At 66.0% G+C, this 12,921-nt stretch carries 12 protein-coding genes; 10 read left to right on the top strand and 2 right to left on the bottom strand.

The window, feature by feature from the left end:
• Positions 1-197 precede the first annotated feature (197 nt).
• On the bottom strand, positions 198-641 hold the full coding sequence (locus ACVIIV_RS30365) for a MarR family winged helix-turn-helix transcriptional regulator (protein WP_456747454.1): 444 nt from the start codon (positions 639-641) through the stop codon (positions 198-200).
• Positions 642-892: 251 nt separating this feature from the next.
• Between ACVIIV_RS30365 and ACVIIV_RS30360 the strand changes: the two genes are divergently transcribed.
• The 10 genes from ACVIIV_RS30360 to ACVIIV_RS30315 all read left to right on the top strand — a co-directional run bounded on the left by ACVIIV_RS30360 (position 893) and on the right by ACVIIV_RS30315 (position 11,826).
• On the top strand, positions 893-2,170 hold the full coding sequence (locus ACVIIV_RS30360) for an amidohydrolase/deacetylase family metallohydrolase (RefSeq protein ID WP_456747453.1): 1,278 nt from the start codon (positions 893-895) through the stop codon (positions 2,168-2,170).
• Between the two features lie 9 nt (positions 2,171-2,179).
• Positions 2,180-4,573, top strand: coding sequence for a xanthine dehydrogenase family protein molybdopterin-binding subunit (locus ACVIIV_RS30355; protein ID WP_456747452.1), 2,394 nt, complete (start codon positions 2,180-2,182; stop codon positions 4,571-4,573).
• Complete coding sequence (locus ACVIIV_RS30350) at positions 4,570-5,406, top strand: FAD binding domain-containing protein (protein ID WP_456747451.1); 837 nt, start codon at positions 4,570-4,572, stop codon at positions 5,404-5,406. The genes ACVIIV_RS30355 and ACVIIV_RS30350 overlap by 4 nt, the downstream gene beginning before the upstream one ends.
• On the top strand, positions 5,403-6,587 hold the full coding sequence (locus ACVIIV_RS30345; protein ID WP_456747450.1) for a xanthine dehydrogenase family Fe-S subunit: 1,185 nt from the start codon (positions 5,403-5,405) through the stop codon (positions 6,585-6,587). Before ACVIIV_RS30350 ends, ACVIIV_RS30345 begins: the two co-directional genes overlap by 4 nt.
• Positions 6,588-6,663: 76 nt before the next feature.
• Entirely contained in the window at positions 6,664-7,818 is a 1,155-nt protein-coding gene (locus tag ACVIIV_RS30340) for an ABC transporter substrate-binding protein (protein ID WP_456747449.1), read from the top strand.
• 282 nt (positions 7,819-8,100) lie between these two features.
• Positions 8,101-8,973 (top strand): branched-chain amino acid ABC transporter permease, encoded by an 873-nt coding sequence (locus ACVIIV_RS30335; protein ID WP_456747448.1) that lies wholly within the window; start codon positions 8,101-8,103, stop codon positions 8,971-8,973.
• Positions 8,970-10,016, top strand: a complete 1,047-nt coding sequence (locus ACVIIV_RS30330) for a branched-chain amino acid ABC transporter permease (protein ID WP_456747447.1) — start codon at positions 8,970-8,972, stop codon at positions 10,014-10,016. The genes ACVIIV_RS30335 and ACVIIV_RS30330 overlap by 4 nt, the downstream gene beginning before the upstream one ends.
• Positions 10,016-10,798, top strand: coding sequence for an ABC transporter ATP-binding protein (locus tag ACVIIV_RS30325; protein ID WP_456747446.1), 783 nt, complete (start codon positions 10,016-10,018; stop codon positions 10,796-10,798). Before ACVIIV_RS30330 ends, ACVIIV_RS30325 begins: the two co-directional genes overlap by 1 nt.
• A complete protein-coding gene (locus tag ACVIIV_RS30320) occupies positions 10,791-11,495 on the top strand; it encodes an ABC transporter ATP-binding protein (protein WP_456747445.1) in 705 nt (234 codons plus the stop codon). Before ACVIIV_RS30325 ends, ACVIIV_RS30320 begins: the two co-directional genes overlap by 8 nt.
• On the top strand, positions 11,488-11,826 hold the full coding sequence (locus tag ACVIIV_RS30315) for a Rieske (2Fe-2S) protein (protein WP_456747444.1): 339 nt from the start codon (positions 11,488-11,490) through the stop codon (positions 11,824-11,826). Before ACVIIV_RS30320 ends, ACVIIV_RS30315 begins: the two co-directional genes overlap by 8 nt.
• Before the next feature lie 120 nt (positions 11,827-11,946).
• Here the strand turns inward: ACVIIV_RS30315 and ACVIIV_RS30310 are convergent, their stop codons facing one another.
• Positions 11,947-12,807 (bottom strand): alpha/beta hydrolase, encoded by an 861-nt coding sequence (locus ACVIIV_RS30310; protein WP_456747443.1) that lies wholly within the window; start codon positions 12,805-12,807, stop codon positions 11,947-11,949.
• Positions 12,808-12,921: the final 114 nt, after the last annotated feature.

Raw genomic sequence — 12,921 nt, 5'->3', positions numbered from 1 at the left:
ATCGAGCAGGCGGGATCGAAGCCGGCGGTCGCGCGCGTCGCGCCGGATTGCTCCTGCGTTTTCAAGCGCTGGCGGATCCCACGCGCCGGCTCGCCGCGGCACATCCGATGTGCAGGTGAGAGGCGGCGGACGTTGCACGCGCGGGCAGCGGTACGATGATAAATTGAGCAGCCCAACTCAAAAGCGCAGCAGCGCGTCTAGTCGAATAGGGCAGCGGAACTGTCGCGACTTGGGTTGCCGGCCACGATGCGCTGCATCATCTCGATGAAGAGGGCCCGTTCCCGCTGGCTCAAATCGCCAAGCGTCGCGCGATGCGCCCGCCGCGCTGCACCCTCGATCTTGACCAGCAGCGCGGCGCCTTCAGGTGTCAGGCGGCACAGGCGCGCGCGGCGATCGTCCTTGTTCACGGCGCGCTCGACCAGGTTCCGTGCGGCCAGCCGTTTCAAGGCTCCGGTCGTTGTCGTGCGATCCAGCGCAATATCGGCCGCCAAAGTGGTCTGATCGGCGGTTTTACGCACCGCCAGCGCCGAGAGCAGGCTGTATTGCAGCGGCGTGACCTCGAACGCGCCGCAGGCTTCCTGAAACAGCGCGACGTGAATCTGGTGCAGCCGGCGGATCAGATATCCGGGCCGTTCCGCCAATGGCCAGGGGCGGTGCCTGCTCCCGCTGCGACTTTTCCCGGCTTGCCGCAATGCACGCTCTCCCAACCCAAAACTCCGTCGCGCATAGCTCGATTCGGACGCGCTCGCCACAACAGGATCATGGCACGAAGCTTGCTTTTGTCAAAATACGAAGCATGCTTCGTATTGTCAAAATGCGAAGCATGCTTCGTAATGGAGCATGCTTCGTAACTCGGGCGAAGCCACTGCCCGTGCAAGGAGAGGAGAACGCCATGTCCGTCACAGCCAGCTTCGACCTTCTGCTGCGAGGCGGTCGCGTGATCTGTCCGGCCTCCGGCGTCGATGGCCTCAAGGACGTCGCCATCCGCAACGGCAAGATCGCGGCGGTCGCAGCGGACATCCTGCCGACCAGCGCGAAGGAGGTCGTCGACGTCGGCGGCAAGCTGGTGCTGCCCGGGCTGATCGACACCCACGCCCATGTCTATCAATATGTCTCCGGCCGCTTCGGCATGAACCCCGATATGGTCGGCGTGCAGTCGGGCGTGACGACGCTGGTCGACCAGGGCGGCCCGTCCTGCATGACGCTGCCGGGCTTTCGTCATTTCATCGCCGAGCCTGCTGCCTCGCGCGTCTATGCGTTTATCTCCGCCTATCTGGTCGGCGGCCTCGAAGGGCATTTCTATCCGCAGCTCTACAGCCCCGACGGCGTCGATATCGATGCGACCGTCAAGGCGGCGACGGCCAATCTCGACCTCGTGCGCGGGATCAAGGCGCATGCCGAGATCGGCGGCTTCGCGCGCTGGGGCATTCGCGTCATCGAGATGGCGGCGGAGATCGGCAAGCGCGCCGACCTGCCGGTCTATGTGCATTTCGGCCAGCTCTGGGGTCTGCCCGAGAGCGGCGCCAATGGGGAGGATGCCGACACCATTCTCACCCGCGTGATCCCGCTTTTGCGCGAAGGCGACATCCTCGCCCATCCCTTCACGCGCCATCCCGGCGGCTTCGTCAACCGCGAGGGCGAGGTGCATCCGGTGATCCAGGCCGCGCTCGACCGTGGCCTGAAGGTCGATGTCGGCCACGGCAGCCACTTCTCCTATCGGCTCGCCAGGAAGGCGATCGCCGCCGGCATCATTCCGACCACGCTGGGTGCCGACATCCACGGCTACAACACCCATGTGCCCGCGCCGGCCGGAACGCCCGACCAGCATGAGGATGACGAGAATCATCCCTTTGCGGGCCAGGCCAAGTTCAGCCTGGTGCAGGCGATGAGCTCGATGATGGCGCTCGGCCTGTCGTTGGAGCAGGTGGTGCCGATGGTCACCTCCAATCCCGCCAAGATGCTCGGCCGCAGCGCCGAGATCGGCGCACTCAAGGTCGGCATGGACGCCGATGTCTCCGTGCTCGCGGAGCAGAACGGCCGTTTCGTTCTCAAGGACAACGAGAAGAACGAGGTGATCGCCGAGCGTCTGCTGCAGCCCGCCTTCTGCCTGCGCGCCGGCACGCGCTTCGACGCGGTCGCGCCGATCCTGCCGCAAGCCGTTGCGGCATAAGGCCATGCGGTGAAGGAGGACGCGGAGTTGCGCAACGAGCGAGAGTTTCCTTCGGGCAAGTCCGGGCAGGGCGTGGGCGCACGGCTGCCATGCAAGGAGGACGACCGCCTGATGCGCGGCCGCGGCCAGTATGTCGGCGACGTCAGGCTCGCCGGCCTTCAGGACGTTGCTTTCGTGCGCAGCCCGCTGGCGCATGCGCGGATCCGCAGCATCCACGTGCCCGAGCGTCATCGCGGCAGTGTTTTCACTGCCGCGGACCTCGTCGGCATCAAGCCGATCCGCGCGGTGTCGGGACTGCCAGGCTTCAAGATTTCGGAGCAGCCGGTGCTGGCGACCGACAAGGTGCGCCAGGTCGGCGAGCTCGTCGCGATGTGCCTCGCGCCGACGCGCGCCGAGGCGGAGGACATCGCGGCCTCCGTGACGCTCGAACTGGAGGAGCTGCCGGCGATCCATGACATGCTGAAGGCGCGCGAGCCCGGCTCGGCGCTGGTGCACGAGCATTGGGGCGACAACGTCTTCCTCGAGACCAACTACGAGGTCGACATTTCCGCCGCCCTCGACGCGCCGATCAAGGTGTCGCGCGAAATCTCGACCGCGCGGCAATGCATGTCGCCGCTGGAAGGCCGCGGCGTAGTCGCGACCTTTGCTCGCCGGCTCGACCAGCTCACGCTGCATTCCGCGGCGCAGATGCCGCACATCACCCGCAGCGGCCTTGCCGAATGCCTCGGCATGGAGGAGGGGCAGATCCGCGTCATCTCGCCCGACGTCGGCGGCGGTTTTGGCCACAAGGGCATTTTGCTGCCCGAAGAGGTCTGCCTGTCCTGGCTGACCATGCGCTGCGGCCACCCGGTGCGCTGGCTCGAAGACCGACGCGAGCACCTCGTCGCCAGTTCCAATTGCCGCGAGCACCACTACAAGATCACGGTCTATGCCGACCGTGACGGCACGCTGCGCGGTATCGATTGCGAGGCGACCGTCGATTCCGGCGCCTATTCGTCTTATCCGTTCTCCGCCTGTCTCGAGGCTGCCCAGGTCGCGAGCATCCTGCCCGGTCCCTACAAGATGCCGGCCTATCGCTGCCGCACCTTCTCGGTCGCCACCAATAAATGCCCTATTCTGCCGTACCGCGGCGTGGCGCGCACCGGCGTCTGTTTCGCGCTGGAGCTGATGCTCGACCTCGTGGCGGCGGAAGCCGGCCTCGAGCCCGGTGAAGTGCGGCTGCGCAATCTGGTGCTGCCCGAGCAGATGCCGTTCGATAACATTACCAAGAAGCATTTTGACAGCGGCGATTATCCGGAAGCGATGCGTCGAGCGCTCACCGCGATCGACATCGATTCCGTTCGCGCAAAGCAAAGCCTGGGCGAGGCCGACGGCCGCCGCATCGGCGTCGGTGTCTCCATCTATTGCGAGCAGGCGGCGCACGGCACATCGGTCTATGCCGGCTGGGGCATTCCGATGGTGCCAGGCCATGAGCAGGCATCGGCCCGGTTGACGCCGGACGGCGGCCTTGAGCTCCGCGTCGGCGTGCATTCGCACGGGCAGGGCATGGAGACCACGCTCGCCCAGGTCGCGCATGAGATCCTCGGCGTCGACATCGCGAAGATCCGCATCATCCTCGGCGACACCGCGATGACGCCCTATTCGACCGGCACCTGGGGCTCGCGCTCGATGGTGATGGCGGGCGGCGCGGTCGCGACCGCCTGCCGCGAGCTCGGCGAACGCGCGCGGCGCATCGGGGCCAAATTGTTGCAGCATGATCCCGCGTCCGTGGTGTTGCATAACGGCGAGGTGCGCGGCGTCAACGGCAGCGTCAGCCTGAAGGCGATCGCCCACACCTGGTATCGCCGCCCGCAGGATCTGCCGGCCGACGTCGATCCGGGCGGGCTTGAGGTGACGCAAGGCTACAAGCCCGTACGCGACAGCGGCACCTTCAGCTACGCTGCCCACGCAGCGGTCGTCGCCGTCGATCCCGATCTCGGCGAAGTCGAGATCCTCGACTACGTGATCGTCGAGGACGGCGGCGTGCTGGTCAATCCGCTCGTCGTCGATGGCCAGATCTATGGCGGCCTCGCGCAAGGCATCGGCACCGCGCTCTACGAGGAAATGCCGTTCGATGCCTCCGGCCAGCCGCTGGCGACGACGCTCGCGGATTACCTGCTGCCCGGCCCGACCGAGGTCCCGGCCGCGCGCCTCGATCACATGGAGACGCCGTCGCCTTATACGCAGTTCGGTGTGAAAGGCATCGGGGAGGGCGGAGCGATCGCGCCGCCGGCCGCGATCGCCAACGCCGTCAATGACGCGCTGCGCCCGCTCGGCGTCGAGCTGATGCAGTCGCCGATCACGCCGCGTCGGATCGTCGCGGCGGTGCTGGCCGCGCGCGCGACTGAGAGGAGCGCGGCATGAAACCGGCTCCCTTCGCTTACGAGCGTCCGCGCGATCTCAATGCGGCGCTATCGATGCTGGCCGCGAGCAACGGGTCGGCGAAGATCATCGCCGGCGGCCAGTCGCTCGGTCCCATGCTCAATCTGCGGCTGGTGCAGCCGGAGCTGATCGTCGACATTTCCGGCCTTGCCGAGCTCAAGCGCGCCGAGATGTCCGGCAGCGAGCTTGTGCTCGGCGCCCTGGTCACCCATGCAGACATCGAGGACGGCCGCGCGGCCGACGTGACCCGCGGCGCCATGCGCGGCGTCGCGGCCAACATCGCCTATCGCGCCGTGCGCAATCGCGGCACCATCGGCGGCTCGCTCGGCCATGCCGATCCCGCCGCAGACTGGATCTCGGCGCTGGCGGCCTTGGGCGCGCGCGTGAGGCTGCGCAGCCTTGCCGGTGCGCGCTCGTTGGCGATCGAAGCCTTCATCGTCGGTGCGCTGGAATCCGCGCTGCACGCCGGCGAGATCGTGGAGGCGATCCACGTGCCGACGCGCGCGGCCTCGGCGCATTGGGGCTATGCCAAGAGCTGCCGCAAGACCGGTGAGTTTGCCCATGCTATCGGCGCAGTGCTGATTGATCCGGCCGCTGCCTCGGCGCGCGTCGTGATCGGTGCCATCGATACGGCGCCCATCGTCTTGACCGATGCAGCGGAGCTGTTCGGCGGCCGGATCGCCGCCGACTACAAGCAGCGTTTCGATGTCCGCGTCGCCGACGCCCTTCTCGCAAAAGCCGGCATCGACGACGCCGCGCGGCGCCATATCCATGTCAGCGTGTTGAAGCGCGCCGTGCAGGAGGCCGCGGCATGAATACGATCGCGCTTCAGGTCAATCGCCACGCGGTGGAGCTATCGGCCGAGCCGCGCACCAGCCTTGCCGATTTTGTCCGCGACAAGCTCGATCTCACCGGCACGCATCTCGGCTGTGAGCACGGCGTCTGCGGCGCCTGCACCGTGCTGCTCGACGGCGTGCCGGCGCGCTCCTGCATCACCTATGCGGTGGCCTGCGAGGGCGCCCACGTCACCACGATCGAAGGCCTCGACGAGGACGAGGTCACGGCCGAGCTGCGCGCCGCCTTCACCCGCGAGCATGCCCTGCAATGCGGTTATTGCACGCCCGGCATGCTGGTCTCTGCGCGCGACCTGGTGCTGCGTCTGCCCGACGCCGACGAGCGCCGCATTCGCATCGGCCTCAGCGGCAATCTCTGTCGGTGCACCGGCTATGTCGGCATCGTGCGCGCGGTGCAGTCCGTGATCAAGGCACGGCGCGCGCGCAACATCGCGCCGCAGGCAGGTAGCGGACGGACCTGCCTCGGCCCCGTCGGGTCGGGGCGCGCCACAACTGGCCGCAGCGAGCGGCCTGCGCAGCAGGCGTTGGCTCCGGCATCAGAGAGTGCCGCGCCGGGCAGCATCCCCGACTTCATCCCAGCAACCGTTCTCGACCAGCGTTTCATGCTTGCGCATCCGCCGGCCAACGTGTTCGCGATGTTTGAGGACATCGCAGGTATCGCGGCCTGCCTCCCCGGCGTATCGCTGACGGGAACACCGAGCCCTGAGCGCGTGGAAGGATTGATCCGCGTTAGGCTCGGGCCGATCGCCGCAGCCTTCGCGGGCGCCGCGCGGGTCGAGCGCGATCCCGCAACACTGTCCGGCCGCATCGTCGGCATCGGCACCGACCAGCGCAGCCATTCGGCGACGCAGGGCGAGATCCGCTATCGCCTGCTGCCGCTCGAAGGCGGTGCGGCGACCGCGGTCGAACTGTCGATCGGCTACACGCTCACGGGAATGCTGGCCCAGGTCGGCCGGCCCGGCCTGGTGCGCGATCTCGCCCGGCGCCTGACCGCGGACTTCGCCGCCAATCTCGATCGCCACATGTCCGGTGTGCCGTCAGGGCAGGGGACGCCGGCGGAGCTCAGCTTCTGGTCGATTGCATCAGACGTTTTGCGCGCACGGATCGCCCGCATCCTTGGCCGCCGGAGCGGGGCGGGGTGACGGTGTGCTCGCACATTGGGAAGCGACGAAGCCTGGACTGACTAGACATCAACAGCGTGGGATTTGGAGAGACAACATGACACGAGCACTCGGACTGGTTCGGACAATCGCGCTGGCGACGGCGTTGTTCGGCGGGACAGCAGGGGCGCAGACCATCAAGATTGGTGTCAACGAGCCGCTCACCGGCGCGTTCGCGGCATCGGGCACTTACGTCGTCAACGGCGCCAAGATCGCCGCCGACGAGATCAACGCCAAGGGCGGCATCCTCGGCAAGAAGATCGAGCTGGTGATCGAGGACAACAAGAGCAACCCGACGGAAGCTGCCGCTGTCGCCGAGAAGCTCATCACCAGCGACAAGGTGCCGGTGCTGATGGGCGCCTGGGGCTCGAGCCTGACGCTCGCGGTAATGCCGAAGCTGATTGAGTACGAGACGCCGATGGTGGTGGAGACCTCGTCCTCCGGCAAGATCACGACGACCGGAAATCCCTTCATCTTCCGCATTTCGCCGCCGTCAGCGGTGGAAGCGGCCGCGTTCAAAGGCATCGTCGACAAGCTCGCGCTCAAGAAGGTCGACTTCCTCGTCATCAACAACGACTGGGGCCGCGGCACCGCCGAGGATTTCAGCAAGATGATGAAGGACAAGGGCATCACCATTGGCCTCATCGAAACCATGGATCAGGGCGCGCAGGACATGAGCGCGCAGCTCTCCAAGATCAAGAGCTCGGATTCAGAGACGGTGATCGTCACCACCGCGGTCGATCAGCTCACCCTGATTTTCAAGCAGGCGGCTGCGCTCGGCCTGAAGAAGCGCATCATCACCACCGGCGGCTCGCAGAACCCGGATCAGATCATCGCCCAGGCGGGAGCTGCCGCCAACGGCACCATGCATCTGACGACCTTCCTGCCCTGGTTCCCGGACAAGACGCCGAACCCGGAAGCCACCAACTATTTCATCACGGAATGGAAGAAGCGCGGCTTCGAGTTCGCCGGCTGCACCGAGAGTTTTCGCGGCTATGACGGCATCCGCACTGCTGCAGCGGCGATCGAGAAGGCCGGCAAGGCCGAGCCTGCTGCGATCAAGGCCGCGCTTTGGCAGATCAACATCAAGGGGTTGAATGGCGACATCGTGTTCCGCAAGTCCGGGCCCGAGGGCAAGGAGAGCGGGCAGAGCCAGCCGAACGTCTATCTCATCGAGATCAACGACGGCAAGGTCGAGATGAAGACGCTTTAGAGCGCGATGAGATTGGGTTCGATGCAGCAACCAAGGAGGTGCGCTCCCTCGCCCGCTTGCGGGAGAGGGTTGGGGAGAGGGTGTCTCCGCAATGGGACAATCGCCAAGAGGAGAAAGCCCTCACCCGCGCCTTCGGCGCGACCTCTCCCGCAAGCGGGAGAGGTTGCACCGAGCCTCTGGCAATCGATCCAACCTAGAGCCATTCCGCTTTAGCATCAATCAATGCCGGCGAGGACGGCACGTCGCGGCCCTCGCCGACATCCAAAATATCCGGGAACGGCCTTGAGCGAATTCCTCCAGCATCTGATCAACATGCTCGTGCTCGGCGGCACCTATGCGCTGCTGGGCATCGGGCTGACCTTGATCTTCGGCATCATGAACGTCGTGAACTTCACGCACGGGGTGCTCTACACGTTCGGCGCCTACATCATGTTCATCGTGGTGCAGCAGCTCGGGCTCAACTTCTTTCTCGCTTTGCCCGTGGCCGTGCTGGCTGGATGGCTGTTGGGAGCGGCGATCGAATTGACCTTGCTGCGGCCGCTGCGCGGCTCCGATATCGACACCACCATGCTTGTCCTGATCGGCGCCTGGATCGCGATGCAGTCGGGCACGCTATGGATCTGGGGCGGCGTCGCCAAATCGGTGACGACGCCATTCCCTGAGGCGCCGCTGGTGCTCGGGCCGGTGTCGGTATCCTGGCTGCGGCTGTTCGTACTCGCTGCGGCGGCCATGTTGATCCTGGTGACGTATCTCCTGATCAACAAGACCAGCCTCGGCCGTGCGATGCGGGCGACGTTCCAGGATCACGACACGGCCTCGCTGATGGGCGTCAATGTCGACATGATCTACACCTCGACCTTCGCGATCGGCTCGAGCCTTGCCGCCGCCGCGGGCGCGCTGCTCGGGCCGGTCTACGTCATCTTCCCGCAGATGGGAGATCTCGCCGCCGTTAAGGCCTTCGCCATCGTCATCCTCGGCGGCCTCGGCAACATCACAGGCGCCGTGATCGGCGGCTTCATCCTCGCCTTGGCCGAAGAGCTCGGCGCCGGCTACGTTTCATCAGGCTACCGCGATGCCATGGGCTTTCTGATCATCATTGCCGTCCTGATCTTCCGTCCGACCGGCTTGTTCGCACGCGCGGAGCGGGTCGGATGAGGGCGATCATCACCATCCTCGCCGTCGCGGCGCTTGCCTCGGTGCCGCTCTGGCTACGTGATCCCTATCTGCTCAACGCGCTGATCACGACCGGCATCTTCGTCATCGGCGCGATGAGCCTCAACCTGCTGCTCGGCTTCACCGGCCAGCTCAGCCTCGGCCACATCGCCTTCTTCGGCATCGGCGCCTATGTCAGCGCGTTGACCTCGCTCGGCTTCGATATCGGCCTGCCCGGAGGTTTGCGGCTGGTTCACACGCCCTGGCCGCCGATAATAGGCTTCGTGCTCGCGATCCTGGTCGCCGGATTGTGCGGCTATTTCGTGGGTCTGCTCTCGTTCCGCGTCCGCGGCGCCTATTTCGTCATCGTGACGATCTCCTTTGCCGAGGTCGTCCGGCTGGTCGCGCTGAACTGGGTCGAGCTGACGCAAGGCCCGCTGGCGCTGACCAACATTCCCTCAATCGCGCTGCCCTTGGCCGGCATCGGCGAGCTGACGCTGCGTACCAAGATGCACAACTACTATCTCGTCCTGGTCGTGGCGCTCATGGCTTATCTCCTGATCGCGCGTCTCGTTCACTCCCATTTCGGCCGTTCCATGCGCGGGTTGATGGAGAACGAGACGTTGGCGGTCTCCGTCGGCATCGACGTCACCAGGACGCTGACGATTGCGGCGGTGATCTCGGCCGCGATCGCGGGTGCGGCCGGCAGCCTCTATGCGCATTACATCCGGATCATCGACCCTGAAGTGTTCGCCTTCATCAACACCGTCACCATGGTGATCATGGTCATCAGCGGCGGCAAAGGCTCGCTGGCGGGGCCCGTCGTCGGCGGCCTGATCTTCGGGCTGCTGCCGGTCGCGCTACGGCCGGTCATGGCGCCGGAAGCGCAATGGATCGCCTATGGCGGGGTGCTGATCGCGATCCTGTTCATGCTGCCGCGCGGCATCGTGCCTTCGCTTGCACAGCGGTTGACCCGGCGACGGAGCGGGACGGCGGCGCTGTCGCCCGTCACTTTGGCCGAGACTGCTGCCAAGGAGCCGGCGTGATGACGGCGCGCAGCATTGCCATGACCATCGATCAGGTCGCCGTCCGTTTCGGCGGACTGGTCGCGATCTCCGACATGAGCTTTACGGTCGGCGAGGGCGAGATCGTCAGCCTGATCGGTCCGAACGGCGCCGGCAAGACGACCGCCTTCAACGTCATGACCGGCTTCCTGACGCCGAGCGCGGGCCGTGTCACCTATCAGGGCACCACGCTGACCGGATTGAAGCCGCACAAGATCGCCGATCTCGGCCTGATCCGCACTTTCCAGCGCACCAGCGTGTTCCCCAACGACACCGTGTACGACAATCTCCTCATCGGCCTGCACCGTCAGGGCAGGGTGCGCCTGCTCGATGCCATCCTAGGTCTCCCGGGCGCGCGCGCCTCCGAGCGCAAGCTACGGCAGCGGGCGAGCGAGCTGCTCGAATGGGTCGGCCTCGAACGCCGTGCGCACGACGCAGCCGGCTCGCTCTCCTATGGCGAGCAGCGCCTGGTCGGCGTCGCGCTGGCGCTGGCGGCCGAGCCTTCGATGCTGCTGCTCGACGAACCCGTCTCCGGCATGAATGCCTCGGAGACGCATCGTTTCGTCGAGCTGATCCGTAGCATCCGCGACCGGGGCATCACCATTCTCCTGGTCGAACACGACATGCCCATGGTGATGACGGTGTCGGACCGCATCGTGGTGCTCAACTACGGCCGCATCATCGCGGAAGGCGCGCCCGATGTGATCCGCAACGATCCGGCGGTGATCGAAGCCTATCTCGGACATGGAGCGGGACGTGCTTGAGATCCGTGACATGGTCTGTGGCTATGGCGGCGTCACCGCGCTACGCGGCATTTCGCTCGACGTGAAGGCCGGCCAGCTGGTCGCCCTGATCGGCGCCAACGGCGCCGGCAAAAGCACGACGCTGCGGGCGATTTCCGGCCTGGTGCCGCCGCGCTCCGGGCAGATGCGGTTCGAGGGCATTGACATCACCGGCGCGAGGCCGCCGCGCGTGCTGGCGAGCGGCATCGCGCATTGCCCGGAAGGGCGGCGGGTGTTTCCGCACATGAGTGTCGAGGAAAATCTCGACATGGGGGCCTACCTCCGTCGTGGTTCGGGTGAGATCGCGGCCGATCGCGACCGCATCTACGCGGAATTTCCGCGGCTCGCCGAGCGGCGCCGGCAGGCCGCGGGCACGCTGTCCGGCGGAGAGCAGCAGATGCTCGCGATCGGGCGCGCCCTGATGTCGCGGCCGCGGCTGATCCTGTTCGACGAGCCCTCGCTCGGGCTCGCCCCCAACATCGTCGAGCGCACCTTTGCGATCATCCGCGGCATTCGCGATGCCGGCACCACGGTGCTGCTGGTGGAGCAGAACGCCTTCGCCGCGCTCGAGATGTGCGACCACGCCTATCTGCTCGAGAACGGCCGCATCGTGCTGTCGGGAGCCGGCACCGAGCTGATCGCGAACGAGCATGTGCGCAAGGCCTATCTCGGTGGATGATGCGGCCGGGTGGACTCCGGTCTGTGAGCTCGACCGGCTGAAGGCGGAAATGATCGTCCGCGTACACGTCGCGAGCCTCGACATGCTCGTGATCTGGAACGACGGCGATGTCGTCGCCTGCGATCGCGCGTGCCCGCACGAACAGGCGGATCTCGGCTTGGGGCAGGTGAAGGCGGGGCGGCTGCATTGCCCGCGTCACGCGGCATCGTTTGATCTGCGCGATGGAGCAATCACCGCGGGATGGCCGAGCCCGCCGCTGCGGCTTTATCCGGTGCGGATCACGGGCGAGCAAATCTGGATTGAAGTGCAGGAGCGGCAGCCGGGGCGATGATGGCACTATGCCCCTGTTTTGCCCGACGAGTCAAAGCGGCGGCAGCGTCGATCTGCCTTCAAGAATTTGCCTTTGAAAACAACGGCGTCTCTACTGTGCATGGGGTTGTTTTCGCGGTTTTTAGTCCAGCAGTCGCCGAACGGCGTCCACCAGGATGCCGTCTGGCCGCCGCAGCGCTTCGAGAATGGTGAAATGGTCGGCGCCTTCGACCGAGATGAGCTTGCCGGGCGCCTGCGCGGCCGCGCGCTTGTCGTAGAGATTGATTGAATCGCAGACGAGGGCCGGCAGCTCGTTGCTGCCATAGGCGATGTCGAGCCGCTTTGGCGTCACGGGCAGGCGCAGCGGCGACAGCCCGGCGATTTCCGCATCCGTCAGCTTCAGCGCGTTGTTGAGCCCGGTATCGCGGATCGGCGCGAGATCATAGACGCCTGATATCGCGAGCCCCGCGTGGACACGCGGATGATCCAGCGCCATCGCAACGAGGTGGGCACCGGCGGACCAGCCCGACAGCACGATCGGCCCGGCGATGCCGTAGGACGCGCCATGCGCGGCGAGCCAGTCGAGCGCGCGCGGGATCTCGGCGACGATGTCGGTGAGCGACACCTCGGGCGCCAGCGAATAGCCGGGGATCGCAACCGACCAGCCATGCGCAGCGACACCTTCGACCAGCGTGGCGAACAGCTGGCGCGAATTGCGCTGCCAATAGCCGCCATGCAGGAACACCAGGCAGGGCGCGTCAAGCGTCGCGGCCGGATAGAGATCGATCTTGTTGTTGGCCCGCTCGCCGTAGGGCAGGTCGAGATGGGACTTCAGCGTCCCCCGCATCCGCGCCGAAGCCTCGTTGCGCTCGGCGATCAGAGCCGCGCTGTTCTTGACGGCCGCATTGTTGTCATAGGCGGCGCTGCGTTCCGCCTGCGACAGCTCGGCCCACCTGCTGCGCGGATCGAGCGACTGAACTGTCGGGTGAGCGTCTTCAACCATGAAACTCTCCATTACGGCCCTGGATGGCGCGCCTGTCCAATTGGATCGGCGATTCCGTGCGTGGATGCAATCCGGCTCGCCTCACGCGATGCATCCGGCATGCCAGTATCCTCC

The organism is Bradyrhizobium sp. USDA 4354 (assembly GCF_054060315.1).
Note: the sequence above shows the minus strand (reverse complement) of the source record. Positions and strands in the feature narration are given on the sequence as shown.

Excerpts from the sequence above, each read along its gene's own strand:
- ACVIIV_RS30325 (WP_456747446.1), top strand. The coding sequence starts at position 10,016 with ATGACGGCGCGCAGCATTGCCATGACCATCGATCAGGTCGCCGTCCGT.
- ACVIIV_RS30345 (WP_456747450.1), top strand. The coding sequence starts at position 5,403 with ATGAATACGATCGCGCTTCAGGTCAATCGCCACGCGGTGGAGCTATCG.
- ACVIIV_RS30350 (WP_456747451.1), top strand. The coding sequence starts at position 4,570 with ATGAAACCGGCTCCCTTCGCTTACGAGCGTCCGCGCGATCTCAATGCG.
- ACVIIV_RS30360 (WP_456747453.1), top strand. The coding sequence starts at position 893 with ATGTCCGTCACAGCCAGCTTCGACCTTCTGCTGCGAGGCGGTCGCGTG.
- ACVIIV_RS30340 (WP_456747449.1), top strand. The coding sequence starts at position 6,664 with ATGACACGAGCACTCGGACTGGTTCGGACAATCGCGCTGGCGACGGCG.
- ACVIIV_RS30310 (WP_456747443.1), bottom strand. The coding sequence starts at position 12,807 with ATGGTTGAAGACGCTCACCCGACAGTTCAGTCGCTCGATCCGCGCAGC.
- ACVIIV_RS30330 (WP_456747447.1), top strand. The coding sequence starts at position 8,970 with ATGAGGGCGATCATCACCATCCTCGCCGTCGCGGCGCTTGCCTCGGTG.